18 protein-coding genes and 1 pseudogene are annotated in these 24,263 nt (G+C 63.8%); 10 read left to right on the forward strand and 9 right to left on the reverse strand.

The annotated features are described in order from the left end of the window. Positions 1–262: 262 nt before the first annotated feature. Positions 263–4,957 (reverse strand): hypothetical protein, encoded by a 4,695-nt coding sequence (locus RX333_RS14770; protein ID WP_316015721.1) that lies wholly within the window; start codon positions 4,955–4,957, stop codon positions 263–265. A gap of 165 nt (positions 4,958–5,122) precedes the next feature. On the opposite strand from RX333_RS14770, the gene RX333_RS14775 reads away from it, so the two are divergent. Further along, a complete protein-coding gene (locus RX333_RS14775) occupies positions 5,123–5,443 on the forward strand; it encodes a hypothetical protein (RefSeq protein ID WP_316015722.1) in 321 nt (106 codons plus the stop codon). Here RX333_RS14775 and RX333_RS14780 read toward each other — a convergent pair whose 3' ends face one another. The 4 genes from RX333_RS14780 to RX333_RS14795 form a co-directional block, all read right to left on the reverse strand. Further along, a complete protein-coding gene (locus RX333_RS14780; RefSeq protein ID WP_316015723.1) occupies positions 5,444–6,004 on the reverse strand; it encodes a hypothetical protein in 561 nt (186 codons plus the stop codon). 297 nt (positions 6,005–6,301) lie between these two features. Next, a protein-coding gene (locus RX333_RS14785) for an IS3 family transposase (protein ID WP_316015724.1) occupies positions 6,302–7,491 on the reverse strand; the annotation gives its coding sequence in 2 pieces (ribosomal slippage) (positions 6,302–7,239 and positions 7,239–7,491; 1,191 coding nt in all). A 135-nt stretch (positions 7,492–7,626) separates the two neighbouring features. Then, positions 7,627–9,420: an ATP-binding protein gene (locus tag RX333_RS14790; RefSeq protein WP_316015725.1), complete on the reverse strand. Its 1,794-nt coding sequence runs from the start codon at positions 9,418–9,420 to the stop codon at positions 7,627–7,629. Between the two features lie 2 nt (positions 9,421–9,422). Then, on the reverse strand, positions 9,423–10,073 hold the full coding sequence (locus RX333_RS14795; protein ID WP_316015726.1) for a response regulator transcription factor: 651 nt from the start codon (positions 10,071–10,073) through the stop codon (positions 9,423–9,425). 218 nt (positions 10,074–10,291) lie between these two features. Between RX333_RS14795 and RX333_RS14800 the strand changes: the two genes are divergently transcribed. Both RX333_RS14800 and RX333_RS14805 read left to right on the forward strand, forming a co-directional pair. Beyond that, a complete protein-coding gene (locus RX333_RS14800) occupies positions 10,292–15,640 on the forward strand; it encodes a beta strand repeat-containing protein (protein ID WP_316015727.1) in 5,349 nt (1,782 codons plus the stop codon). A gap of 12 nt (positions 15,641–15,652) precedes the next feature. Continuing rightward, positions 15,653–16,423, forward strand: coding sequence for a transferrin-binding protein-like solute binding protein (locus RX333_RS14805; RefSeq protein WP_316015728.1), 771 nt, complete (start codon positions 15,653–15,655; stop codon positions 16,421–16,423). Between the two features lie 131 nt (positions 16,424–16,554). Here the strand turns inward: RX333_RS14805 and RX333_RS14810 are convergent, their stop codons facing one another. The 3 genes from RX333_RS14810 to RX333_RS14820 are packed head-to-tail and all read right to left on the reverse strand — an operon-like array spanning position 16,555 to position 19,814. Further along, complete coding sequence (locus RX333_RS14810; protein WP_316015729.1) at positions 16,555–17,802, reverse strand: hypothetical protein; 1,248 nt, start codon at positions 17,800–17,802, stop codon at positions 16,555–16,557. A 17-nt stretch (positions 17,803–17,819) separates the two neighbouring features. Then, positions 17,820–19,328 (reverse strand): hypothetical protein, encoded by a 1,509-nt coding sequence (locus RX333_RS14815; protein WP_316015730.1) that lies wholly within the window; start codon positions 19,326–19,328, stop codon positions 17,820–17,822. A gap of 9 nt (positions 19,329–19,337) precedes the next feature. Beyond that, positions 19,338–19,814, reverse strand: a complete 477-nt coding sequence (locus RX333_RS14820) for a phage tail protein (RefSeq protein WP_316015731.1) — start codon at positions 19,812–19,814, stop codon at positions 19,338–19,340. Between the two features lie 412 nt (positions 19,815–20,226). On the opposite strand from RX333_RS14820, the gene RX333_RS14825 reads away from it, so the two are divergent. The 6 genes and pseudogenes from RX333_RS14825 to RX333_RS14850 form a co-directional block, all read left to right on the forward strand. Next, positions 20,227–20,541, forward strand: a complete 315-nt coding sequence (locus RX333_RS14825) for a hypothetical protein (protein ID WP_316015732.1) — start codon at positions 20,227–20,229, stop codon at positions 20,539–20,541. Positions 20,542–20,741: 200 nt separating this feature from the next. After that, entirely contained in the window at positions 20,742–21,131 is a 390-nt protein-coding gene (locus tag RX333_RS14830) for a DUF411 domain-containing protein (protein WP_316015733.1), read from the forward strand. Positions 21,132–21,160: 29 nt separating this feature from the next. Continuing rightward, a complete protein-coding gene (locus RX333_RS14835) occupies positions 21,161–21,592 on the forward strand; it encodes a c-type cytochrome (RefSeq protein ID WP_410056089.1) in 432 nt (143 codons plus the stop codon). Next, positions 21,589–21,933 carry a copper resistance protein CopC gene (locus RX333_RS14840; RefSeq protein WP_316015734.1) on the forward strand — a complete coding sequence of 115 codons (345 nt, stop codon included), beginning with the start codon at positions 21,589–21,591 and terminating at the stop codon, positions 21,931–21,933. The genes RX333_RS14835 and RX333_RS14840 overlap by 4 nt, the downstream gene beginning before the upstream one ends. An 87-nt stretch (positions 21,934–22,020) precedes the next feature. Continuing rightward, a complete protein-coding gene (locus RX333_RS14845) occupies positions 22,021–22,815 on the forward strand; it encodes a CopD family protein (RefSeq protein ID WP_316015735.1) in 795 nt (264 codons plus the stop codon). A gap of 172 nt (positions 22,816–22,987) precedes the next feature. After that, a pseudogene (locus RX333_RS14850) lies at positions 22,988–23,380 on the forward strand (multicopper oxidase domain-containing protein); the annotation flags it as partial. On the opposite strand, the gene RX333_RS14855 reads toward RX333_RS14850, so the two are convergent. Next, entirely contained in the window at positions 23,349–23,621 is a 273-nt protein-coding gene (locus RX333_RS14855) for a metal-sensitive transcriptional regulator (protein WP_316015736.1), read from the reverse strand. The pseudogene RX333_RS14850 and the gene RX333_RS14855 overlap by 32 nt on opposite strands. A 180-nt stretch (positions 23,622–23,801) precedes the next feature. Between RX333_RS14855 and RX333_RS14860 the strand changes: the two genes are divergently transcribed. Further along, on the forward strand, positions 23,802–24,260 hold the full coding sequence (locus RX333_RS14860) for a DUF305 domain-containing protein (protein WP_316015737.1): 459 nt from the start codon (positions 23,802–23,804) through the stop codon (positions 24,258–24,260). The last annotated feature ends 3 nt before the right edge of the window (positions 24,261–24,263 follow it).

Below are 24,263 nucleotides of genomic sequence, written 5' to 3' on the forward strand. Positions count from 1 at the left end.
TGATCGGTGAATTTCCGGCGCTTCGCCATTCTCGTATCCCTTCAAAGGTTCGGGACACACCCTAGCCAAATGTCCGATTCTCTGGGACCATTTCAGCCTTTCGTCCCGTCCATGGTCTGCGAAGATGGCCGGAGGCCTGTCGGGGTCTGTCTTTCGGCATCTCCACATGCGTGAGATGCCGGAATTGCAAGTCGGTGACGGGCGGCATCGCCGCGGGCAAACGTCAACGCGGCGGAGGGCCCGGCCCCCCGCCGCGAGCTCCCTACCAGGCCAGAATGTCGAAGCGATCGAGCTCGGTCCCGGCCTCGAATGTCGCGATCAGGTCGGCGACCCCGTCGCCATCCGAATCAGCCCGCAACTCGCCGGTCTCGCTGTCGTAAGACACGATCTCGTTCAAGCGGAAGCGGTCCCAGAACCCGATGTCGAACGCATCCGCGTCCAGTGCCACCTTGTCCCCCGGCCCGAAGCCCGTGACGATGTCGGCATTGTCATCGCCCGCCGCATCGAAGAACACGATGTCATCGCCCTGGGACATGTCGATCAGGTCGTTGCCCTCCCCGCCTTTCAACACGTTCCGTCCACTGCCGCCGTCGAGCGTATCGTTCCCCGCGCCGCCGATCAGCAAATCGAACCCGTCGCCGCCCGACAGCATGTCGTTCCCGTCGCCGCCGTCGAGCCGGTCCCAGCCGTGGCCGCCTTCGATGACATCGTCGCCAGCGCCACCTTCGATCACGTCATTCTGTTTGCCGCCGTCGATGGTGTCGTCACCCTCGCCGCCATCAATGAGATCGCGCCCGCGTCCGCCCGAGATCAGGTCGTCGCCATCGTTGCCGTTCAGGACATCGCGCCCGTTCAGACCGTCGATGGTGTCGTTGCCGTCCCCGCCGTCGATGGCGTCGGCCCGATTGGTGCCGGTCAGCACCTCTCCGGTCACGAAGGGGCTGGCGACGGAGGCGAAGTCGTCCTCGGCCGGGTCGCCATTGCCGGGCGTGGAGTCGGGATCCTCCTCCCGCACGGAAACGACTTCCAGCGTGATGGGAGTGCTTTCGGTGACATCCGTTCCGTCGACCACCAGCGTGAAGTTCCGCGACAGACCGTCCCGGATGTTCCCCAGCGTCCACAGACCCGTCGCGGGATCGAAACTTCCCTGCAACCCGGTGGCGGAAAGGACGACCGCACCGTCGGGAAGGTCGAGGGCAAGCGTCACGCCGGTGGCAACGCCCAGTCCGGCATTCGCGATGGACATGGTGATGGTCGACCGGCCCGCATCGTCCGGATCGGTGGCGGTCAGCCCGACCGAAAGGTCGGCGGGATCGGCCTGTCCGGGCTGGACGCTCACGGTCGAGACCAGCTCGTTATCCGCCACGCTCAATTCGCCCTCGTTGGAGGACACGATGGAGGTGATGGCGAGATCGCCTGCCGCGATCGGCGTGCCGGTCAACGTGTAGGTCCGACTCTCCCCGACGGCGAGCGTGCCGACGGTCGCCCGGAACAGGTCCTGGCCTGCATTGAAGCCGCCGGACAGGAAGGCGCCTTGCAAATTGTCAGCGCGCATCTCCAGCACCACGCCCGTCGCAATGTCCGGCCCGTCATTGGTGATCGTCACCGAGTAGTCGAAGGGCTGGCCCAGGGCCACGTCCGTCGGCGCATCGGCGACCGTGACGGACAGGTCGACCTCCGGCTCCGGCGCCTGCAGCGCGATCACGTCCACGAAGGAGGCGTCGTTGGCGCTGTTGCCGTCCACATTGTCCGACAGGACGAGCGCGTTCGCCGACAGCGTCACCGTGTCGTCCAGATCCGGCACCGACACTGTCACGTCGAAGCTGGCATCCCCGACCAGCGTGCCGAGGTCGAAGGTCAGCGTCGTGCCGTCCTGCGCGCTCGGCGCGAGGGTGGAGGAGACCAGCGTGGTTCCCTGCGGAATGTCGAGCAGCACCTGCGCCCCGGCCGCGGCCACGCCACCGGGATTGGTCACGTCGACGGTATAGGTCAGGGTCTCCCCCTCCTCGACCTCGCGGCGGTCGGGGGTGATCGCGATGGCGAGGTCCACGGCCTGACCGAGTGTCAGCACCGTGTCATCGACGGCGATCAGCGTCGGATTGTCGCCGTCGTCGACCAGCGCGTAGATGCGGTAGTCGTCCGGTGCGATGCTCGACGCATCCCAGACGAGGCTGGCCGCGCCGTCCTGTTCCTGCACCGTTCCGATCAGCAACCCGTCGAGCCCGTCATCGGGGTCGGTATCCGCCCAGAAGGTCACGACCGCATCGGAGTCGATGTCGGATGCCTCGTAGGAGATCGTGACCAGATCGCCCGCCTGTGACACGTCGAGGAAGCCGAAGGTCGGCCCTGCCGTATCGCCGAGCGCCTCCGTCTCGATCGCGCCGAGGCCGGTCGGGTCCTCGACCTCGATGTCCCAGATGCCCTCCACCGGGTCGAAGGCGATGATCGTGCGCGAGGTCGAATTGGAGAAGGCGTCGAGCACCGCGATGTTGTTCGCGGCGAACTCCTCTTCGGTCAGGATGGTGCCGTCGGGCAGTTCCACGAGCAGCCGCGCGGCGGGGTCCTCGTTTTCCCAGCGCGCCGAGAAGATGACGTAGTCCTGTCCGGGCGCGATGTCCCAACTGCCCACGGGCGGGATGTTGTTCGAGCCGATCCGCTCCATCGACCCGTCGAAATTGATGCGCAGGCCGACCGTCACATCGACCTCGAAGCCCAGTTGCTCGATCGTGACCTGCCCCCATCCCGCCACGAAGTCGTTGGACGAATTGCCGTCATTGGTGAAGTTGAGGGAGAAGTTGCCGTTCGCCAGTTGCGTACCGCCGAAGACGGGGACGAAGCCGGGCAGCGACACGGTGGCCGTGCCGCCGGTTCCGAAGTTGAAATCCTTGTCCGCGCGCAGCGGGGCCGTGATGGTCAGGAACCCGTCGAGCACGTCGAGCGTGGCGTCGAGCTTGAACTCTCCCTTCTTCCAGTCGAGCGCTGCGGTGCCGTTGCCCTCGATCAGGGTGAAGGTACCCAGATCCGCGCCGAACGCATTGAAATTGGCGGTCAGGATGTCGATCTCGGCCGACCCTTCGATGGCGTCGCCGGTGATCTTGCCGTCGAGGTCGAGCCGCGCCAGCCGCGTGCCCGCGATCTGCGGTCCCAAGGTCGCGCCGATGCCGCCCGAGAACTCGATATCCTTGTTGTTGGACGGCGCGAAATTGTCGATCTGTCCTTCGATATTCTGGAAGAAGAACAGCGGATAGGCCGGGATCGGCACGTTGAGATTGTCGATGTCGAGCCCGACGGAGTCGAGTTCGAGCGGGTTGAGCGTGAATTGCAGCGACGGGCGCACCGTCGCGCCTTCGCCGAACTGCACACCGAAGGGGGTGCGCACCGTGGCCGAGCCGCCGACCTCGCGCGCGACGGTGTCGAGTGTCAGCTCGATCTCAGACAGGCCCCAGCCGCGGGGGGCCGCGATCTCCCGCCCGATCTTGAGCGATCCGACCAGATCCACCTCGCCGTCCGCGGCGATCTGGAGGTAGTTCTCGCCGCTGAGGTCGGCCTCGACCTCCGACAGACCGCCGAGGGTCTTGGCGAAGGCGTCGAGCTTCAGCTTGGCCTGCAACCGCACCGCCGCGTCCGAGCTGCGCAGCTCGACCGAAATGTCGTCCGCCTGCACGTCGAGCAGACCCAGCAGGCTGAAATCGACGACATCCGGCAGCTCAAGCTTGCCGTTGCCGGCGAACTGGTAGGTGTCGGGTCCGATGATCAGCGCATCGTCCAGCACCTCGACCGTCCGCACCACGAGGCCGGTCGCCTCCTCGGGCAACTCGAACTCGATGTCGAAGGCGAGCCGGTCGCTGAGCACCGTCACCTCCTCGAAGCGGACGGCCTTGCCCGCGATCTCGAAATCGCCGGTGGCCCCGCCGCCCGAAACCGACCCCTTGCGCGTATCCGCGTCCAACGTGATGTCGGCGGAGAACAGCGCGTCGGACACGCCCCCGACCGTGGCGTAGAATGTGCCGGAGGTCAGCGCGACCGAGCTGCGGTCGAAGGAGGCAGACCCGCCCGCATAACGGATCAGCGGATCGGTCCCGTCCTCCCGCCCCACCGTGACGGTGGCGTCGGCCGAGCATTTTCCGTCGGCGAACTCGAAATCCGCGCCCAGCGAGGTGACGTGCAGCGGCGCGGGCTGCGGGCAGGTCTCGGCGGTCACGTCATAGTTCCAGGCCGTGCCCTGATCGTTCGTGATGACGAGGATCTCCAGCTGATCGCTGTCGCCCGGCGGAATGTCGATCGTGCCGGTCGCCGAGCCGCCGACGAACCCGGTGTCGAGCAGGTCCTGCCCCTCGTAGCGGATGACGAACCGGTCGGTGATGCGGTAGTGCTCGTAGCGATAGGTCAGCGTGCCGCCTTCGGTGGATTCGAGCGTCAGCGTCTGGTTCGACCCTTCGTAGCCTCCGCTGTCGGACACGCTGGTCGCGAATTCGGCGGCCAGGATCTCGCCCTCGAAGGTGATCGTTCCGTGGTCTTCCGATCCACCGGGTGCGCGGGCGGGCTCGCCACGCAGCCAGGCCGCAAAGGCCGCGCCCTCGTCGCCGGGCGTGTCGGCGGTGTTGAGCATGGCATCGAACAGGTGTCCCAGCTCCTCGGCCAGTACGTCGAGGATGCGCGCATCGCTCGCATCTTCCAGCGCAGACGAGATCAGGATCTGCCCCGTCGCCGCGACGAAGGCGCCGTCCGCGCCTGCCAGGACGTCGGCGGGGACAACCTCCACCGGAGGCAGGACCGTCTCGCCGTCCGCAATCGAGGCAAGGAGCGCCCCGATACCGTCACTGTCGCCGAAGATCGTGACGAAATCGGCAGCCGCGTCGCGCGTTGCCACCGCATGGGTCAAACGTGCTAGGAGGCTGTCGAGAAGAGGGGCAAGCACGTCTGTTTCGAAGCTCTCGAGGAACTGGCCATCGGGCATGAGGGATCTCCGCTACCGCAATTTGAAAAGAGGGTGGATTCGCGCATAAGCTGTGTGCCATGATATTGCCACAATTCAAGGTTGTCGCAACGGTTTCTTGTGAAGAAAGGCCGATTCATGATCAGACCTGTTTTCTGCCTCGCTCTCTTGTTCGGAAGCCCCCTCATGTCCCAGTCCAACGACGATGCCCTCGGGAACGAGATTGCCGCCCAGATCTCGGGCGAGGCGGCGGGAATGCTGACATGGCTGATGGAGCGATGCGCGGCGATCGCGGGCGACATCACGGAGGAGCGGATGGACGCCGTGCGCGCAGGGCTGGCATCGGATCGTGCCGATCTGACCGGCGCGCAGGACGTGTTCGACACGCATTTCCAAATCGGCGTGGAACGCGCGGAGGCCGGCGAAGCGCCCGAGCCGACCGAGACGAGCTGTGCGCAAGCGATCGAACTGCTGCGCAGCGACGAATCCGTCGGCCCGCCGCGCTGATCACTCTCTGACCAGATTGATCCGTTCGATCGCGCGCAGCGTGACGCCGCCGCTGGTTTCGGCTTCGGCGATACACCACCAGTCGTAGTCGCGCCGCATCACGGATGGCAGCGTCCCGCGGGTGGCGTGGATCGTATGCGCATCCACGCGCGATCCGCCGGGCAGCGACAGCTCGAACGGCACCTTGCGCTCCTCTCCCGGCGCGAAGTCGAGCCCATCGCTGATCTGCCAGGTTTCTTCCGCCCGCACGCCGGAGGTCGGTTGCCCGTCTCCGTCGAGCCGCTCGGTACAGCGCAGCGTCAACCGCACCGGGCCGCTGCGACCGGGACGGGCCATGCGCAGATGCACCGTGCCCATTATCGACGAGTCGGGCGACTGCGTCGGGCCGTCCAGATCGATGCGGACCCTGCCCAGACTTCTGCGGCGCAAGTTGACGATGATCGGAATCAGAATTCCGAGCGCAATCCCAAGCAACGCGATCCAGGTGACCGTGTTCATGTTGCCCCCAACTGCAATCAATTGCTTCCATACCACAGATATACGACCGATGTCGCCGTCCATTCGTGGTCCATCGTCCTACACCCGCACGGAAAAAGGCGTGACGACAATGGCAGGCCGTATCTGAAGTTCCCTCCATCGACGGCTAAACGTCTCACAGCCTTCTGCAATGCCTTATACGCGCGGCCCTGTACTTGGCGGGCTGTCAAGTCATGCTCGAGTCGGGACTTGGCACCTGTATGAATCGGCGGATTGGCATAAAGCGCTTATCTTGATGCTCGCCTGTGTGGGTGGAGGGGCGCTGCTGGGGCATTACCGGTCCTATGGCTGCGCGTTTTGACGTGACCTGCCACTGAACTTTCATCCAACCGCGACCGGAGCCCAGTTGGTGTTTGTGCCAGTTGGCGCAGGTTGAGCAATTGCCTGACGCACGGAGCTTTCATCCCGCGCAGCGGGGCGGGCGATTGCGGTGATCAGGGTGCTCGCGTAGGCGGCCGGGGTTTGGTAATCCAAGGCCGATTGTGGGCGCTTGGTGTTGTAGTCTGCTGCCAAGGCGGCGATCATGGCGCGTGCGTGAGTTAGGTTGCGGAACATGGTCTCGTTAAGCAGTTCGTCCCGCATCCGCCCGTTGAAGCTCTCGACGAAACCGTTCTGCATGGGCTTGCCTGGCGCGATGTAGTGCCATTCGATCCGTTGCTCGGAACACCACCGCAGGATGGCGTTACTGGTCAGTTCCGTCCCGTTATCGCTGACCATCATGCCGGGTTTGCCGCGGCGCTCGATCAAGGCCGACAGTTCACGGGCGACACGACGCCCTGATATCGAGGTTTCAGGGATCGCCGCGAGACATTCACGGGTGACATCGTCGACCACGTTGAGCACCCGGTAGCGCTGGCCATTGGCGAACTGATCGTGGACGAAATCCAGCGACCAGCGCGCATTGGGGCGCGCCTCGACCAGGATGGGGGCCCTTGTTCCGACCGCCTTGCGTCGAGCCCTTCGCTTGCGCACCGTCAGCCCCTCCTCACGGTAGAGCCTGTAGATGCGGTTGATCCCCGAAGGCTCGCCCTCGCGCCGCAGCAGAACGAACAGGCGCCGGTACCCGAACCGCCGGCGTTCGTTGGCCAACTCGCGAAGGCGGCTGCGCAATTCCGTGTCCGGGGCACGCCGAGATCGATAGCGGATCATCGTGCGGTCCGCGCCGACGATTTGGCAGGCCCGCCGCTCCGTAAGGCCATGCTCGGCCCGAAGATACGCAACGGCTTCACGCTTCACGGCAGGCCCTACCACTTTTTTGAAACCAGATCCTTCATCGCAGCCAGATCCAGCATTTGTTCAGCCAGCAGCTTCTTCAGCTTGGCGTTCTCGTCCTCCAGCGCCTTCAGCCGTTTGGCCTCGGACACCGTCATGCCGCCGAACTTGGCTTTCCAGTTGTAGAACGTGCCTTCCGACATGCCGTGCTTGCGGCACAGGTCTGCGCACTTCGCGCCAGCCTCACGCTCGGTCAGGTTGCCCATGATCTGTTCGTCTGTGAACCTCGTTCGCTTCATTGTCGGTCCTCAGGTTGGGCCGGACTTAAATCAACGGTGGAGGAAAAATCCCGTGGCAGGTCACGGCGATGTTGGCACTTGCTGTCTTGATCGCTTTCCCGAGCATCACCGCTTTCTTAGACATGCAGGACGTGGTCAGTCCCAATGGAGGGACACCGCCGTCCCGTCTTTATCGCTCTCGATCGAAAGGCGCGCGCCGATCTGATCGGCGCGGCGGCGCATCCCAACAAGGCCGAAGCCGCCGTCCAGACCCCTGCGGATCGCGGGTGCCGCGGGGTCAAAGCCGGATCCGTCGTCCTGGATCGTCAGGGCCTGCTCGGTGAGGTGGACGGCGATAACCCGCGCGCCGGAATGCTTGACGCTGTTGGTTACGGCCTCCTGCACGATGCGCAGCAGGGTCAGGTTTTGGGATGGGCCGGTGGCCGCGCGATGCGGCTCTCCCTCGATATTCCAGTCGAAGCGGAGGCCGCGAGCGCTCAACAGCGGTTCAAGCCGTTCGCGCAGGTTGGAAAGAAGGTCTGCAACGCTCTCGGTCGGCTCCAAGCTGTCGACTGTCATGGCGAGGTCGCGCAGTGCATCTTCCAGTGCGTCACGCAGCACGGGGTCGTGTTTCTCCCCCATGTAGGCGAGCGTGTTGGCGAGTTGCCCACCGACGCCGTCATGCAGGTCGAGCATGATGCGCTGGCGCTCCTCTTCCAGCGTGCGGCGGCGATCGCTTTCGGCCAGGCGGGCATAGGTCTCGTGCAATTCGGCGGTGCGCCGCGCAACGCGGTCCTGAAGTTCCCCCGTCAAGCTCTCGTAATTGCGGATCGTACGGAAGAGCTGGCAGAAGATCAGCCATAACATGCCCACCATGAAGGCGAAGGTCCCCGATGAGGCGAGCGTGCGAGCGAAGGGCGGGTCCGGAAGGACGTATGACAGCCAGTTGAGCCATGTCGTCGCCAGTGTCACGGCCATCAGCGCGAAGAGCGGCCAGTCGCGCCACGGTACGACGCCGAAGGCGAGCAGACCCAGTGGCCACAACATCGCCGCTAGCGCAATGCCCAGTGCCGAGCGCATCGTCAGGACGGCGGGCTCTAAAGGCAAGGCAAGGCAGACGAGCAGCATCGCGATCGCCAGTCCGAAACCCGTATGGACCGGAACATGGGCCGTGCGGCCCTGCAACGCGGCGACGAAGCGATGGAAGCAGTATGCCGACAACAGCAATCCGACACCCCACCACATGAACCAGTCGGCCGGTGGAGCCGGATCCGCACGCCAGACCCAATGCATGATCGCCGGCAGCGCGAACAGGTTGGTAAGGCCCAGCCAAAGATAGATCCTGTCAGAGCGGTTGGCGAACCAGAACAGCGGGAACAGGATCGCCGAGAAGGCCGCCGCGCCGAAGGCGGTGCGGGTCAGCGCCATGCGCGCCACCACGACTATCTGGTGCAGATGATAGATCGACTGGCCGGAGCCGACATGGAACGGATCGAGCGCCAGCCGAGTGGCCGGTTCGGCGCTGAGATGGATATCGATCGTTTCGGTCCCGCCGGTCAACGCCGCGCGCCCGAAACTGGTGAAGAGCGGCTGGTTCCAGAACCGCGCCTGCCGCGCGATGTCGAAGCTCACCAGCGTGCCGTTGACGCGGATCTCGGCGCGGTCCGCCATCCGGGGCAACAGGATCGCAGGCAGGTCATCGCCAAAAGCGGCGGTGGGCACCTCGGCACGCAGTATCGCGGTGGTGAGCACGTCATCGAAAGCGGCAGATTGCTGCCAAGGCAGGGTTACGAACTCTCCGCACAGGTCTGTTGTCTCACAAAGTTGCACGCGGTCGACGAGAAACGGCTCGGTCCGCGGGCCTGCGCCGATGCGCCCCGATGCCGCTATCAGCAGCGCGAGAACTGTGACCGCCAGCGCGGCGAGACCCACACGCGCGAGGCTCGGCACGCTTAGAGCAGCCCCATGCGGGTCGCGCGGGCCACCGCCTCGATGTTCGAGCCGACCTCCAGCTTGCGGTAGATGTTGTTGATGTGATTGCCCACCGTTCCGATCGAGATCGAAAGCTGATCCGCGATTTCCTGTCGGCGATAGCCCTTGGCCACGATGGCCAGGATTTCCGCCTCGCGCTGGGTAAGGGTCACGCCGCCCTGGCCGCCGCCGCCCTCGCGCGGGTCGCCGACGAGGCGCAGCAGATAGCGGGCGATCTGCGGGCTCATGGGCGATCCGCCGTCGATCACGCTGAGGATGGCGGCGGCGATGTCCTCCTGGCTCGACGTCTTGAGGATGTAGCCCTTGGCACCGGCGCGGATCGCGTCGATCACGCGTCTTTCGTCACCGAAGACGCTGACGACCATCACGTCGCAAGGCCAGTCGGCAGCGCGCGCTGCCCGAATCAGCTCCAGCCCATTGCCGTCGGGCAAGCCGAGGTCGGCCAGCAGGAAGTCCGGCCGCCGCTCGTGCAGCAGCTGAAGCCCGGTGTCGAGCATATGTGCCACCCCTGCCAAGGCGAGGCGCGGCTGCGCCTCTATCGCGGCGCGCATCCGGTTGGCGGTGTGGATGCGATCCTCCACGATCAGGACCGATGGCACTGGCTGGGTCATCGCTTGCTCAATCCGACTGTCTAGATTGCGAGCATAGGCAGGCGGAAGGGCCCGCACCATAGATGGAATCGTCTATCTGCGACGCAGTTGCGGGACGGCTGAATCCGTTCGCCTGTATGGTTCCATGGATACCGGGCCGAGGCCACAGCAGGGTAAACGATAGCAAAGCTGCCGGATACCAGCCGGCCTGCGAAGCTCTAACCGACAGGGACGGATTCATGCCCGCACCGACAACGCCCGTGATCACGGGGTTCTCCGACGACAACGGTATTTCCGGCACCGACAAGATTACCGGCGATCGTACGCCGACGGTGCGGGTGGTGGCGGGGGCGGGCGATACGCTGGCCATCGACTGGGATGATGGGCGCGGGTTCGTCGCGGTGGGAACCGGCACGGGCGGGGAGCAGAGCTTCACGCTCGACGAGGCATATCCCCTGTTCGTGCAGGAACAGCGCGACATCGTGGTGCGGGCTTCGCGCGACGGGCTGTTCGCGTCGGATACGCTGTCGATCTTCGTCGATTCAGACGCACCCAGACTTACCTACCGTCTGGCCAGCGGGGACGACACGGGCACGTCACAGACCGATTTGAACACCATGAATGACCGTCCCACCTTCGAGGGGACGACCGATCCGAATTGCCAAGTTGAAGTGCAGATCCAGCCGGGTGGCTTTTCGACCCGCGTGACCATCGCGACAACGACCTCCGACGCGTCGGGCAACTGGAGCGTCCAGCCAGTCAACCCGATCGCGGAGGGCAGCTACACGCTGATCTTGCGCGCGATCGACGCTGTCGGCAATTCGGGCAGCAGCCAGACCTCATTGGTGATAGACCAGACAGCGCCCGGCATCCCCGTCATCACCGGGATCCGCAACGATACCGGCACGCCGGACGACGGCATCACTTCGGACAACACGCTGAGCCTGGTCGGCACGGCGCAGGCAGGCAGCACGGTGACCGTGTATCGCGACGGCGTGGTCTTCGGAACCGCGTTGACCGACTTCGGCGGGAGCTGGAGACTCAACTCCAGTTTCGACCCGCTGGCGGATGGCGACTACGTGTTCACAGCGCAGGCGACGGACCGCGCGGGCAATGCCGGCGTGACCGGGGGCGACTATGCCGTGAGCATCGACACCTCCACACCTGTGGAGCCGACGATCACCGGCATTTCCGACGATACCGGCACGCCGGGCGATTTCGTCACCAGCGACAGCACGCCGATCCTGCGCGGCACCGGCACGGCGGGCGACGAGGTCACGCTCGGCATCGTCCAGGGCGGGGTCGATATCGTGATGGACACCGTCACCGTCGGCGCGGACGGCACATGGTCTTACATTACCGGAGTCGACCTGGCGGATGGCGACTACAGTCTCTATTCCTTCGTCACGAACGCAGCGGGCACGATGTCCTCGATCTCGGTCGAGGAGATGACGGTGGATCGCTCGGTGCCCTCTACGCCGACCATTACCGCGATCACTGCCGATACGGGCACGCCGGATGATTTCGTCACGATCGACGACAGCCCGCGCGTCTTCGGCACGGGCGATCCGGGCGACAGGATCATCTTCAAGATCTTCAAGGATGGCATCCAGATTGCGCAGGACATCAGGACGGTCGGCGGGGACGGAACCTGGTCGAGCGTGGTGGCATCGAATTTCGATGAAGGCGAATATACCTACACCGCGCAGGCGGAGACCCTGGCCGGCACGCGCTCGCCCGGTATCGCCTCGCAGCTGGTGGTGATCGACAAGTCAGGGTTCCCCGTCAATTCCTACCGCTTCTACGACACGTCGGCGGGCGCGGCCTTTACCGCGCAGACGATCGGATCGGCGGGCGATATCGACGGGGACGGGCAGGACGACCTGATCCTGGCGACGTCGATCTTCGGCGGCGCGGCCAATGCGGAAGGCCGCGCCTATGTCGTGCTCAGTTCGACGCTGAAAGCGGCCGATCTGGCGGATGGCGCGCGAGACGGCGACGTGGACCTCGCCAACGCGCTGGCCGCGGGCAGCTTCGCCGTGGACGGCGCGCGGCAGTACAATCAGCTGAGCCGCTACGGCGCGACCGGGATCGGCGATGCGATCGGCGACGCCACGCCCGACATCCTGATCGCGACACAAGGCTCGGCAGATGCCTATCTGCTGATCGACGGGTCCGAGCTGGCCGCGCTCGACGCCGCTGACGGGACGGCCGACGGGCGGATCCGCGTCTCCTCCATCAGCGCATCGACCAATTCGGTGCTGCTCGCCGCGCAGGAGAGCTATGGCGGGAGCCAGCAAAGCCTGAATGCCGTCGGCGATATAGACGGTGACGGCAAGACCGATTTCCTCATTGGCAGCAATCTGCTGGACCGGCCGTTGGTGAATTCCGGCGGCGCCTATCTCGTGACCTCCACCGCGCTGGCCGCAGCGCGTGGCTCCGACGGTAATGCGACGCTCGCCGGGATCGTGGCCCAACCGGGGGTCTACCGCTTCAACGGAGAGAGCGGGAATTCTCAGGCTGGGTTCGCCACCGCCGGGGGCGACATCATGGGAACCGGCGACCTGGTCATCACCTCGATCGAAGGGGGGCGCGCGGGGACCGTCTACCTGATCGATCGCGACGCGCTGGAGGCGATGGACACCGCCGACGGCATGGATGACGATGTGATCGCGCTCGGCAACGTGGCTGGGCGAGGCGACAGCTATCGCATCGACGGCGCGCAGGAGTTTCCGAACACCGGCAATCAAGTTGCGGTGAACGATGTGGACGGCGACGGCACAGACGATCTGCTGATCACCGGAAGTTACGCCCAGTCCGCTCCCGCGACTGCCGTCTGGCATCTGCTGAGCGGAACCGAGGTGGAGGCTGCGGATCTCGAAGACGGCATCGACGACAACAGCCTGACCGTCGCGGAAATCGCCGCTCAGGCCGACAGCTACGAGATCGCGATGCCGGCGGTGGAGGGGCTGGGCCAATACACGTACGTCCAGACCACCGGTACGCTGCTCGACGATATCGACGGCGATGGCCGTGCGGACCTTGCTTTGTCTGCGGGCATTCGCTCGGGCAGCGACTATGCGGGTCAGGTCTGGATCCTGGCCGCAGCCGACCTCGCCGCCGCCGATCTTTCGGACGGGGCGAGCGACGGGCGGATCGCGCTTGGCGCGCTCGATATGGCGGCTCTGACGCAGTCGTGGACGATCACCGGCACCGATCTTGGTCATGGGTTCGCGCAGTCGCTCAGCGCGCTTGACGATTTCGACGGCGACGGACTGTCGGACTTCCTGGTGACGGTCGGGCGGGATTCGACTCCGGGCGGATCCGGTGCGGGCTACGCGTTCGGCTCGTCCGATCTGGGTCGGATGGACGCGCTCGACGGCGTGGCGGATCGGCAGATCGATTTGGTCAGCTTCTTCCTGGCGCCGCGGCTGGTGGCGACAAGCGACAGCGGTGCGAGTGACCTCGACGGCGTGACCGCCGAAACGATGCCATCAATTGCCTATGTGGCCGAGGACGGTGCGACGGTCGAGATCGATTTCGGCGACGGCAACGGTTTCGTCACTGTGGCGAGTGGCACGGGCGAGGTCCAGTACGCTACGATTTCCACTGCGTATTCCAGCGACGGGGTCAAGACGATCTCGGTCCGTGGCATCGACGGCGCGGGCAATGTCGATCTGCAAGAAACGACCTTCACGCTAGACACGACCGCGCCTGACTTTGCCCGCATCACGGGTATCCAGGCGGACTCAGGGCAGTCCTCGACCGACTTCATCACGCGCGACACAACCCTCAGCATTCGGGCGGAGACCGAAAACGGCGCCCGATACGAGATCTATATCGACGGCTCACTCGCGCAGAGCGGGACGGCCGGCAGCGGTAACGGCGCGATTTTCGCCACGCTTTCCGAGTTGGCCGAAGGCACATACGACGTCGAGCTGGTTGCCCGAGACGGTGCGGGCAACGAAACACGCTCGGATATCCGGACCGTCACGATCGACACGACACCGGATGCAGCGGGGGCCATCACCGCGATCTCCAACGATACCGGGCAGACTGGTGATTTCGAAACCAATGACGGCTCGCTAACCTTCTCTGGAACCGGGGTGGCCGGCAACAGCGCGTCACTGGTTATTGATGGTACGGACTTCTATTTCACCCCCGATTATTCGGTCTACGGATATTACGGCAGCACGACCGTCACGGCCGAGGGCACTTGGTCGATCACGGTCGATATCACCGATTTCGCCGAGGGCACTTACGAGGCGCAGGTCCGCACGGCGGATGTCGCGGGCAACAGCGTTCTCTCGGACGCAGTGACGATCCGGGTTGACCTGACCGCACCGAACGCGCCGAGCCTCGTGCTCGATGGTCCGCCCGATCCGACAGACGCGACGCCGACGGTCCGGGGCGTGGCGGAACCGGGGGCCGAGGTGGAGGTCTTCGACGGCGTGACCTCGCTCGGCACGGCGACGGCGGACGCGGCGGGCGCCTGGAGCCTGACGCTCGGGTCGCTGGCGGATGGCAGCTACAGCCTGACGGTGGTGGCGACGGACGCGGCGGGCAACCTGTCGGCGGCCTCGGCACCGCTGGCGGTGGAGGTCGATACGCTCGCCCCGACCGATATCGTGCTGTCCCCTGGGCAGATCGCCGAAGACGCGGAGGCAGGCGATCTCGTCGGGACGTTCGATGCGGGCGAGGCGGTGGATTGGGTCCTGACCGACGATGCGGACGGTCGGTTCGTCCTCGACGGAAACGCCTTGCGGCTCGCCGACGGAGCGGCGCTCGATTTCGAGGATGTCAGCACCTTTACCGTCGAGCTTCGTGCCACCGACCTGGCCGGAAACGTGGCGACGCGGGCGCGGACGGTGGAAATCCTCAATGTCGAGGAAAGCTTCGTCGGCGGGGCGGGTGACGATAACGTCGTCGGCGATGCCGGGCCGAACGAGATCCTCGGCGATACCGGCAGCGACACACTGCGCGGAGAGCGGGGCGACGATACGGTCGATGGCGGTATGGGCGATGACGCGCTCTATGGGGGAGAGGGCGATGACCTGCTGATCGACGTGGCGGGCGACGATTTCTTCGACGGTGGCGCGGGCGACGACTTCATCTTCATGATGCGCGGCGACAACGAGGCGTACGGCGGGGTGGGCAATGACCTGCTCGTCGGCGGCACCGGCAATGACGCGTTGTCGGGTGAAGATGGCAATGACGTGCTGCGCGGCGATCTCGGCCGTAATGGCGGCGGAGCCGACACGCTGACCGGCGGGGCGGGCGACGACCTGCTGGATGGCGGCTTGGGCGCGGATGTATTCGTGTTCTCGACCGATGACGGTTCGGACGTGATTGCGGCCCTCGCGCTCGACTTCGCCGGGCGCGGTGCTTCCGGTATCACAGGGTCGGGCTTCGACAGCGGTGTCGATCGGATCGCGTTGGACGGGTTCGGCTATGCGGATACGGCGGAGGCATTCTCCCACGTGTCGGAGGTCGACGGCGTCGCCACCTTTGCCGATCAGGGCACGATCATCACCTTCGCCGGGCTGGGTCTGGACGACCTGGCCGCGAGCGATTTCATCTTGCTTTAAGGGAGAATCCCCATGCGTCTGACTTCTGTTCTGCTAGCCAGCTCGCTGACACTGGCCGCCTGCAACGACGGCGGATCGTCCGCCCTGCGCGCCTTCGCCGATCCGTCCTCGTCGCGGGTGAGCGCGCTGACTGTCCAGCGTCTCGATGCTGCCAGCGGGACGGTGACGAACGAGAGCGGCACACTGGACCGGGCGGCAAACCGCTTCGCTGCCGGTGCACAGAACGGGGATATCGATGCAAGCCGCATGATGGTCACGCTCGACGGGGCGGGGGGGACGATCGACCTGACCGGCACGCAGGATTTCGTTCGGATCTTCACCTCGCAGCCTGTAGCCGGGCCGGTCACCCGCGGTACGGTCGGGGTGGCGACGCCGCTGGGGCAGCTGCCGACGACGGCGAGCTATGTCGGGACCGGCGACGTGGACATCCGGGACGGGTTCGACACCTACGAGCTGGCCGGCTCGATGACCGCGAATGCCGATTTCGGCGCGGGGCTGCTGAGCGTGGAGATCCGCGATCTCGATGGGACGCGGACCAATTTCGGCGGGTCGGTCGCGGTGACCGACGTGGGCGTGATCCAGGTGACCGATGCGATGATCGCCGGTAATACCGCATCTGGTGGCTCGGTGAGCTTCACCTCCGGCGCAGTCACATTCAGCGGCAGCGCGACTTCGCAGCATGAGGCAGGCTTCTTCGGCACCAAAGCGGACGAGATCGGGGGCGTGCTGGCGATCCGCGACGGTGCCACGCGCGAGCTGGATGCGGTCTATATCGGTGATTGAGGGATCGGAGAGCGAAACGATGACTTGGCGCGGAAGGTCCTTTCGGTCTCGAAGGCGAGGACCTCTAGCCGACGGCGGCTAGGTCCTCAGCCGAATAGCGCCATCTCTGGTTCGCAGCGCTATCCTGTCGATTACACCAGTGAGGCGAGGGCGATTTCGGTCAGCTCCTCGCCTCCGGCCGCTTCTCCGCCTTCAAGCGCAGCGGAGGCCGGGTCGGCAACCGTTTCGGCGTCGAACGGGGTCCCGCCCGCAGCCGCCTCGCTCGATTTACCTGCGGCGGTGAACGGGTCCGCCTCCGTCGAAGGTGACGCAAGGGGTTGCGCGCTCTGGGTCGTCGTGGCCGACGAGGGAAATGGCTCCGTCGGCGAGGCCGGTTCGACTTGCGGAGACGTCGGTGGCGTCTCGATCAGCGTGACCTCGGCTTCGATTCGAGCATGATCCGTAAGCCCGGCCGCGCCCGAGATGACCGGATCCGCGACATTGATCTTGAACGGGATATCCCGCGTCGTGGGCATGGCGCGATCCCACTTCGAAGTTCCCAGCACCTGCTTTCCCGCGCGTCTGTCCTTCGCCTTGAAGGTCGTGCCGAGATTGCGCTTCGCGATTGTCGGCCTGAACGCATCTGTCTTGATGCTGCCACGGGTATTGAAATCCCCGATGACGAAATCGACCTGCCTTTCGGCCGCCTCCTCGAAGGTCGCCTCCACGACGCCGGGAAATTCTTTCGTGACCTTCGGTCCCGGCGCATGGGCCGACACGATCTTGAAGGTCTGACCCTCGAACTCGACCTCCGAATACAATCCGTCGCGGAATTCGGAAGCTGGACGTGTATTTGTTCTGAAACGATCCACGGGGTCGATTGTCTTGATGGATGAGGTATCCACGGATCCTGCGCCCTCGACCAGGACCTCGGAGCCGTAGCGATGAGTCTCTGATTTCTTGGCGGCTGCGCGCTTTCCAAGCGGGCGACGACTGTTGAAGTCGTTGTATCGCCGCTTGCCCAGCACGACATCCGCCTCAATCTTTTCCTCCACCCGTTTCCCGATGCCCAAGGGCTCGCTCTTCACCTTCAGCCCGTCAGAAATCGTGATCATCGACTCTTGCGTATATGATCCGCCGCCGAGATCAGTGATTTCAACGTCGAGGTCGCGACCTGTCTTCTGCTTGTACGCTGTCTGGATTTTTATGCCGACGTCTTCGAGCGTTTTCGGCTTCCCCTTGAACTCCATCAGGTAGGCGACGAACCTCTCCTGTCCCTTCTCCTCGAGTGACGTCACGATGGGATCGACGATGCCGTCCGCCAGACGTTCGTTGGTCGTGAACCCGCGCCCGCTCTTGCGTTCGAGATTCCACGACATGACCGCGAAAGACTTGGGCATCGTCGATTTCCCGTCGATCAGCCGATGGCCAGAGCCATGAGGTTATAGGAGGACGGGCCGTCGGTTGCATCCGGCATCAGCGTAACGGATATGTCGTTGAGGCCGTAGGTCAGCAGGTCGCAGTAATCCAACGAGCTGAAATCCTTGACTCGCAGTGGGATGGTCGTGACGTTCTCGCCTCCACTGCCCGCTTCCTTCGCGTCAAAATAACGGATGATCGGCTCCGATCCGTTGACCGCCACGCTGAGCGTGACGCCGCCGTTGCCCGCGACCCAGTGCTTGAACGACAGGCCGATATCCGACGCGCTTTCGTCCAGCTTGAACGAGATGGCGAGTTGCGTGGCGCCCGCTGTGAAATCAGTCGCCATGAAACCACTCCGCGAAACACTCGTGAAGCCGGTCGCCGTCGCCAGAGAGGTGTTGTCTTCGGCTGTGATCGCACATTGCGTCCCATCCGATCGGGGGGCGATCAAAAATTGTCCGGGCACGAATCCGATCAGGGACGGGCCATCGGCGGCGCTCAGCGGGTCGAGGGCCAGGCGAGGCAGGTCCAGCGTGCCGATCTGAATTGACGCCGGATCGGCATAGGCATTGATCGACGCGCTGAAGGTCCCGTCATTGTCTACCTTGTGGGTGGCGACGGTCAGCTTGAGCGCATGATTGAAGGCCAGCGACGAGGTGTCGAGCACGCCATCCGCGAGTTCGATCAGCCAGCCTGCCTTGCACACGAAGTTGATGCCGAACAGCGAGAGTTCCGAGGGCGGGTTCACGACCTCGCCGTCCCACAGGCGATCGATCACGTATTGCGGCAAGACCAGTTCCCCGCTTCCATCCACCGTCCGGTAGTCGATCAGATTCCATGGATATTCCTGAGAGAATATCCAGGTTGGCATGGTGCAGGTCGCGGTATCGAGCTGGACATAAGAGCCCCAGTCCTTGATCGACATCGAGGACCCGTCGGAGAACTGGGTGCCGGATTGCTCCTGCTGCCCATTGGTCACCGACGCGGAGGCCTGGCGCGTGCTGGAATTGCTTTGCGACTTGTTGATGTTGCGACTGGGCAGCGAGGGTTTCATCGAACGGGTGAAACCGACGGATGACGTGTAGCTGTTTGTCTGGGCCAAGCTCGACCCGGCGCTGTGCTGGATAGAGTTAGACATCGAGGAGGATGACCCCGCGCTCTCGTTCGAGGTGACGGCCGCATTGACGGTCTGCGGCGCGTAATCCACCAGGATCAAGGTCTCGATGAGGTTATCCGGGTCGTCCAGGCTGATGGTATTGGTGACGAGTGCGGGATAGTTGGAGAAAATCTGCGAGGTGGTCGTGCCCGGATCGAACGGCGCAGTGTTGGGAATGAAGAACCGCTGGGTGAATGTCAGGACATAGCCTGCCTTCGCACCAAGATTCCTCAGGTCGACATAGCGGCGCGCGACATACTGGATCGTGGTGCTGCCGACCGACCGACCGTCGATGGTCAGAGGCTGGGTTACGGTCTGGGTATAGAGGTCGTCGTCCCGGATGATCATCGCAATCCCTCACGTCTCGATAATGAAATGCAGAGCTGCGTTCAGCGGGCGGTTCTCACTGTCGCTCAGCTGAACGGAGGGCGCGGCTGACACGTACCAGCTTTGGTTGTAGCCACCCTTGTTGGACCAATCGACGTTGCCGTCGTCCGATTTGACTACCCCGTTATAGCCATGACCGTGCGACTGCATTGCCGTGCCCTGGACCGATCCCACCCCGGAATAGGAGGTCGATGGATTCTGCATGTCGTGACGGGCATCCAGATCAGGATCGTTGCCCGAACCGCCGTCCACCCCGCGAACGAAGCGTCCACGCAGGTCAGGCAGGAAAAACATGCCATCGGTGGCACCGGCTCCGAAGGAATGTCCAATTACCGAGAAAAGCGTTTTGTATTGTGTCTGCGACACCTGGCTACCGTCACAGAGCAGGTATCCATTCGGCAGGGCCGAATTCGACCCGCCCCACATGTAGATCATTCCCGTCGGCATGTCGGGTTGTCCTCCCTATGGCTTGATCCTCGAGAGAAGACAACGGTAGATCTAGTATGGCTATGTGCGGATCCATACATGCGAATGTAAAATTTACATAAGGATGATTACAGCTCAATTTTGCAATTACGTGTATCTCCATAGCGATGGAGCGAATAGTCGAGTGTGAGACCAAGTTACCCAGGAAAGCCGCGAGGGTTCAGAACTGCGCGTCACCGCCGGCGTCCTGGCGGTGGTTGCCCGTATAGACGCTCCGTAGTTCTTCGGCATCTTGGGCCTTCAGGATTACCGAGGCGACCGTCACGCGACCATGAAGCGCCGCGAGGATCTAAACGACCTCTAACTCCGATGCGGTGGATCGTCACGACCGCGTGACTTGCAAGGCCGCTCATACCCCATATAGGTATTCGAGATGGCTTTGATCCGACTCTTGTTGATGATCGCTTTCACGACCGTCGCGTCCATGTCGACCGTGATGGATGTCGGGCATTCGACCGTTGCCACTCATCATCACGCCGAAGTCGTGGACATATCGGACGATCGGCAGGTCTGCTGCGAGGACGATTCCCGAGGCGGTCAGGACTGCCATGCGGTGCAGGCGGTTCTGGCGATCATGGGCACGTATCCGGCCCCGGCGTCGGCACCGGACGATCCGTTCGCGATAGCCTTGGTGTTGCCGGTCGGAACGAAACTTCCCGGATCTCTCGATCCTCCGCGGTTGTCGTAGGTTCGGCTACGCCTTAACGGCACGCCCTTCATCTTCTGCAACCGCATCGGCACGGGCTCGACCCGTGTCGCCATCCGTCGAGAGAACCCATCATAAAATCGTTCAAGACCTTTCTGGCGCTCCTCCCCGCCGCTGCGCTGGCCCTCGGCCTCGCGACCTTCGGAATGACCGGCATGGCTCATGCCCAGATGCATTCCGGCATGACCGAGCACGGCACCATGCACGTTACCAAGAGCCCGACCTGCGGATGTTGCGCAGCTTGGGTCGCCCTTGCCCGTGAGGAAGGCTACGAAGTCGAAACCACGGATACGCATGACATCACTCTCGTGAAGGGTGATGTCGGCATTCCCGGCACGATGTGGTCCTGCCATACCGCGATCATCGACGGTTACATCGTCGAAGGGCACGTGCCGTTCGCCGCGCTCGAAAAGCTGCTGGAGGAGCGGCCCGACATCGCCGGAATCGCCGTGCCCGGAATGCCCGCCGGATCGCCGGGCATGGGCGACGACCCGACCGCGCGCTACGACGTCATCGCATTCGGCGGCGAGGCGAGCGAGCACGGCGAAATCTTCTATCGGGCAGGACTGTGAGAGGCCGGATCGCGGTCACTGTCGGCGGGGTGGCTCTGGCCGCGGCCATCTCGCTTGCCGTGGGAGGCTTGCAGGCAGGGGACGAGCGGATCGTTCTTCTGGACGCTTCACCGGAGACGATCGCCCTTGGCGAGGTCGTCTACGCGGAAACCTGCGCGTCCTGCCACGGGGCCGATCTCGAAGGTCAGCCGGACTGGCAGTCACGAGGTGCCGACGGATTGCTCCCTGCCCCGCCGCACGACGCCAGTGGCCACACATGGCATCACGATGGCGATACCCTTTTCCGCCTGACAAAATACGGTATCGGCGCGCTGATCGGTGATCCCGATCACCAGACCGACATGCCGATCTATGACGGGATCCTGAGCGATGACGAAATCGTAGCCGCGCTCAGCTACATCAAGTCGACCTGGCCGGAGGAGATCCGGGCCGTCCACGATGACATGGAGAACGGACGATGAGACAGATATTCCTTCTGGCACTGACGATGGCAGCGATCACGACGGGCGCGACCGCCCATTCCGGCGTCGAGAACACCACTCCGGCGAACGAAGCGACGGTGGAGGCCGTCGAAGCGATCGAGATACGCTTCGACGAACCGATGCGGGTTGCATCCATCACCTTGACGGGTCCCGATGGTGACATCGAGCTCGAGCGCGAAACCGGCATGGATGCGGTGATGGAGTTTCGCGCGCTGCCTCCAACCGATCTTCCCGCCGGAGCATACACCGTCGAGTGGCGTGGTTTGTCGGCCGATGGACACCCGATGAGCGGCACGTTCGTTTTCTCGGTCACCGACTGAGCTTTGGAGGGTCTCTCACACATAGATGCCTGGGCCGTCCTGGCGATCCTGGCAAAGGCCGCTGGCTACGCGGCTGCGCTTCTGGCCATGGGCGGTCCGCTTTTCCTGACTGCGCTGCCGCAGACAAATGACGATCTGCGCCGCCGGGTTCGAAAGATCGCGGTCATTGCGGCGATGACCGGCCTTGCCGTCCTGGCGATGCGCTTCGGCATCCGCGCGGCGCGTATCTCCGGAATGGGACTTCAGGGTGCTGTCGATCCAATGATGCTGGGCTTCGTTTGGGAGAGCCCGCTCGGTACGGCGGCACTCTGGCGCAGTGCGGGCGAGCTGCTGGTGCTGGCGCTGCTTGTCGAAGGGACCGTCGGCCTTGCCCTCGGCCTCGTGGGTGCTCTGTTCGTCGCCGTGTCCTACACCCTGGTCGGCCATTCCCTCGGCGATCCTCGCTGGCTCCTGTCTGCGATGCTGGTTCTCCATCTGCTTTCGGCCGCGTTCTGGGTCGGGGCGCTGGCACCGCTCTACCACGCGACGGACGCGCCAGGCGGAGCGCGGCTGCTGCATCGTTTCGGTGTGATCGCGAGCGGCACAGTCGCGTTGCTGATCGGTGTCGGGACCGTCTTCGCTTGGTTGATGTCCGGCTCGGTTTCCGCCTTGCTGTACACGGCCTATGGCCGGATCCTTCTCGCGAAGGTGGCCGTGGTGGCATGTCTGCTGGGATTGGCCGCCCTCAACAAGTTGCGACTCGTGCCTGCGCTGGCGCGGAATGAACCGGCTGCATCCATAGCGCTGAAGCGGTCGATCAGGTTGGAAACCGTCGCCGTCGCGCTGATCCTGATCGCGACTGCCACGCTTACCACCGTCACTACGCCGTCTGTGAACCTTTGATGGAAGAAAAGACCGTGAGCTCAGTCTCCAAGAGGACAGCGGTTGCCGGAGCGGCCGTACTCGGGAGAACCGCCCTGTTTCCCCGCATCCTCCAGACGGAAGCACATCCGCCGGTTCTTCGCGCGCTACCTGCCGCAGCGCCACTCGCGCCCGCGGGGTATCCAGCCAAGCCTGTCTGGGCCTTGAACGGGGCCGGACAATTCACCTGACGATGACGAATCGAACGATGTTGCCCCATGCAATACACCTGCATGGGCGTCACTTCGCAATCCTGTCCCGCAGTGGCTTCGCGAACCGGGAAGGCGACATTCGGAATATCGTTCTCGTCGGAGCCGTCGAAATCGCCTTCGTTGCGGACAATCCCGGGCGATGGATGATCCATTGCCACATGCGCGCTTCAGTGCTCGAGCATGTTGGCTCGGTTTGGAGTTTCGGCCTGACAGTCAAAGCATTTTTCATGTTCTGGATCGACCCGTTCGATCATTGCGCTTCGATTTCTTTTCTATTGGACATTCGGAGAAGCAAGCGGGCGCTCAGCGCGAGGCCTTTTGCAGCAATCCGATGAGCTCGTCGAACTTGGCGCGCTGCTCGGCCGCGTCGCCGCTCTGGATCGCGGTTTCAACGCAATGCTCCGCATGGTTTTCGAGGATCAGTTTCTCCACACCCAGAATCGCCGACCTGATCGCCGCGGTCTGAGCCAGAACATCCATGCAGTAACGATCGGACTCCACCATTTTTGCCACCCCCCGCACCTGACCTTCGAGCCGTGACAGACGATCCAGGGTTCTGTCCTTGTTGGTCTTCATCGGTCGCGGCTCCTATTTCGCGGATCAAGGGATGACATGCAGGCCATATACCCCATATGGGTATATTCGAGACTGCTGGCAATGCACATACCCACGCGCGGGGAGACTACAATGAATGGATCGGGACTGCATCACGCGGACGACTCTGGCAGAAAGAGCGGATATGGCCGGTTCTTTGCCATGATCGCGACCTCCACGGTGGTGATGTACGGGCTGATGTATCTCAACACATATGCGGTCGATCACGTCTTCTTCTCGCAGACCCGGATGTGGATGGCCCTCTACATGGGCGGGATGATGGCGATCATCATGCTGGCCTTCATGTTGGGCATGTATTCCAACCGGACGATCAATATCGCGATCTTCGCGGGCGCGGCGCTCGCCTTTCTCGCCGGGCTCTATCTCGTGCGATCGCAGGACACGGTGGGCGACGTTGCCTGGATGAAGGCGATGATCCCGCATCACTCCATCGCGATCCTCACCAGCGAGCGCGCAAACCTGTCCGATCCGCGTGTTCGCGAACTGGCCGATGCGATCATCGAGGCGCAGCGCGGGGAGATCGCGGAAATGCAACGCTACATTGCGGATATCGAGGCGAGCGGCGATGCGCGTCCCGGTACATCCCGGACCGAACCCTGATAC

Origin of the sequence: Roseobacter sp. HKCCA0434 (genome assembly GCF_032464675.1) — a bacterium.
GTDB lineage: Bacteria > Pseudomonadota > Alphaproteobacteria > Rhodobacterales > Rhodobacteraceae > Pontivivens.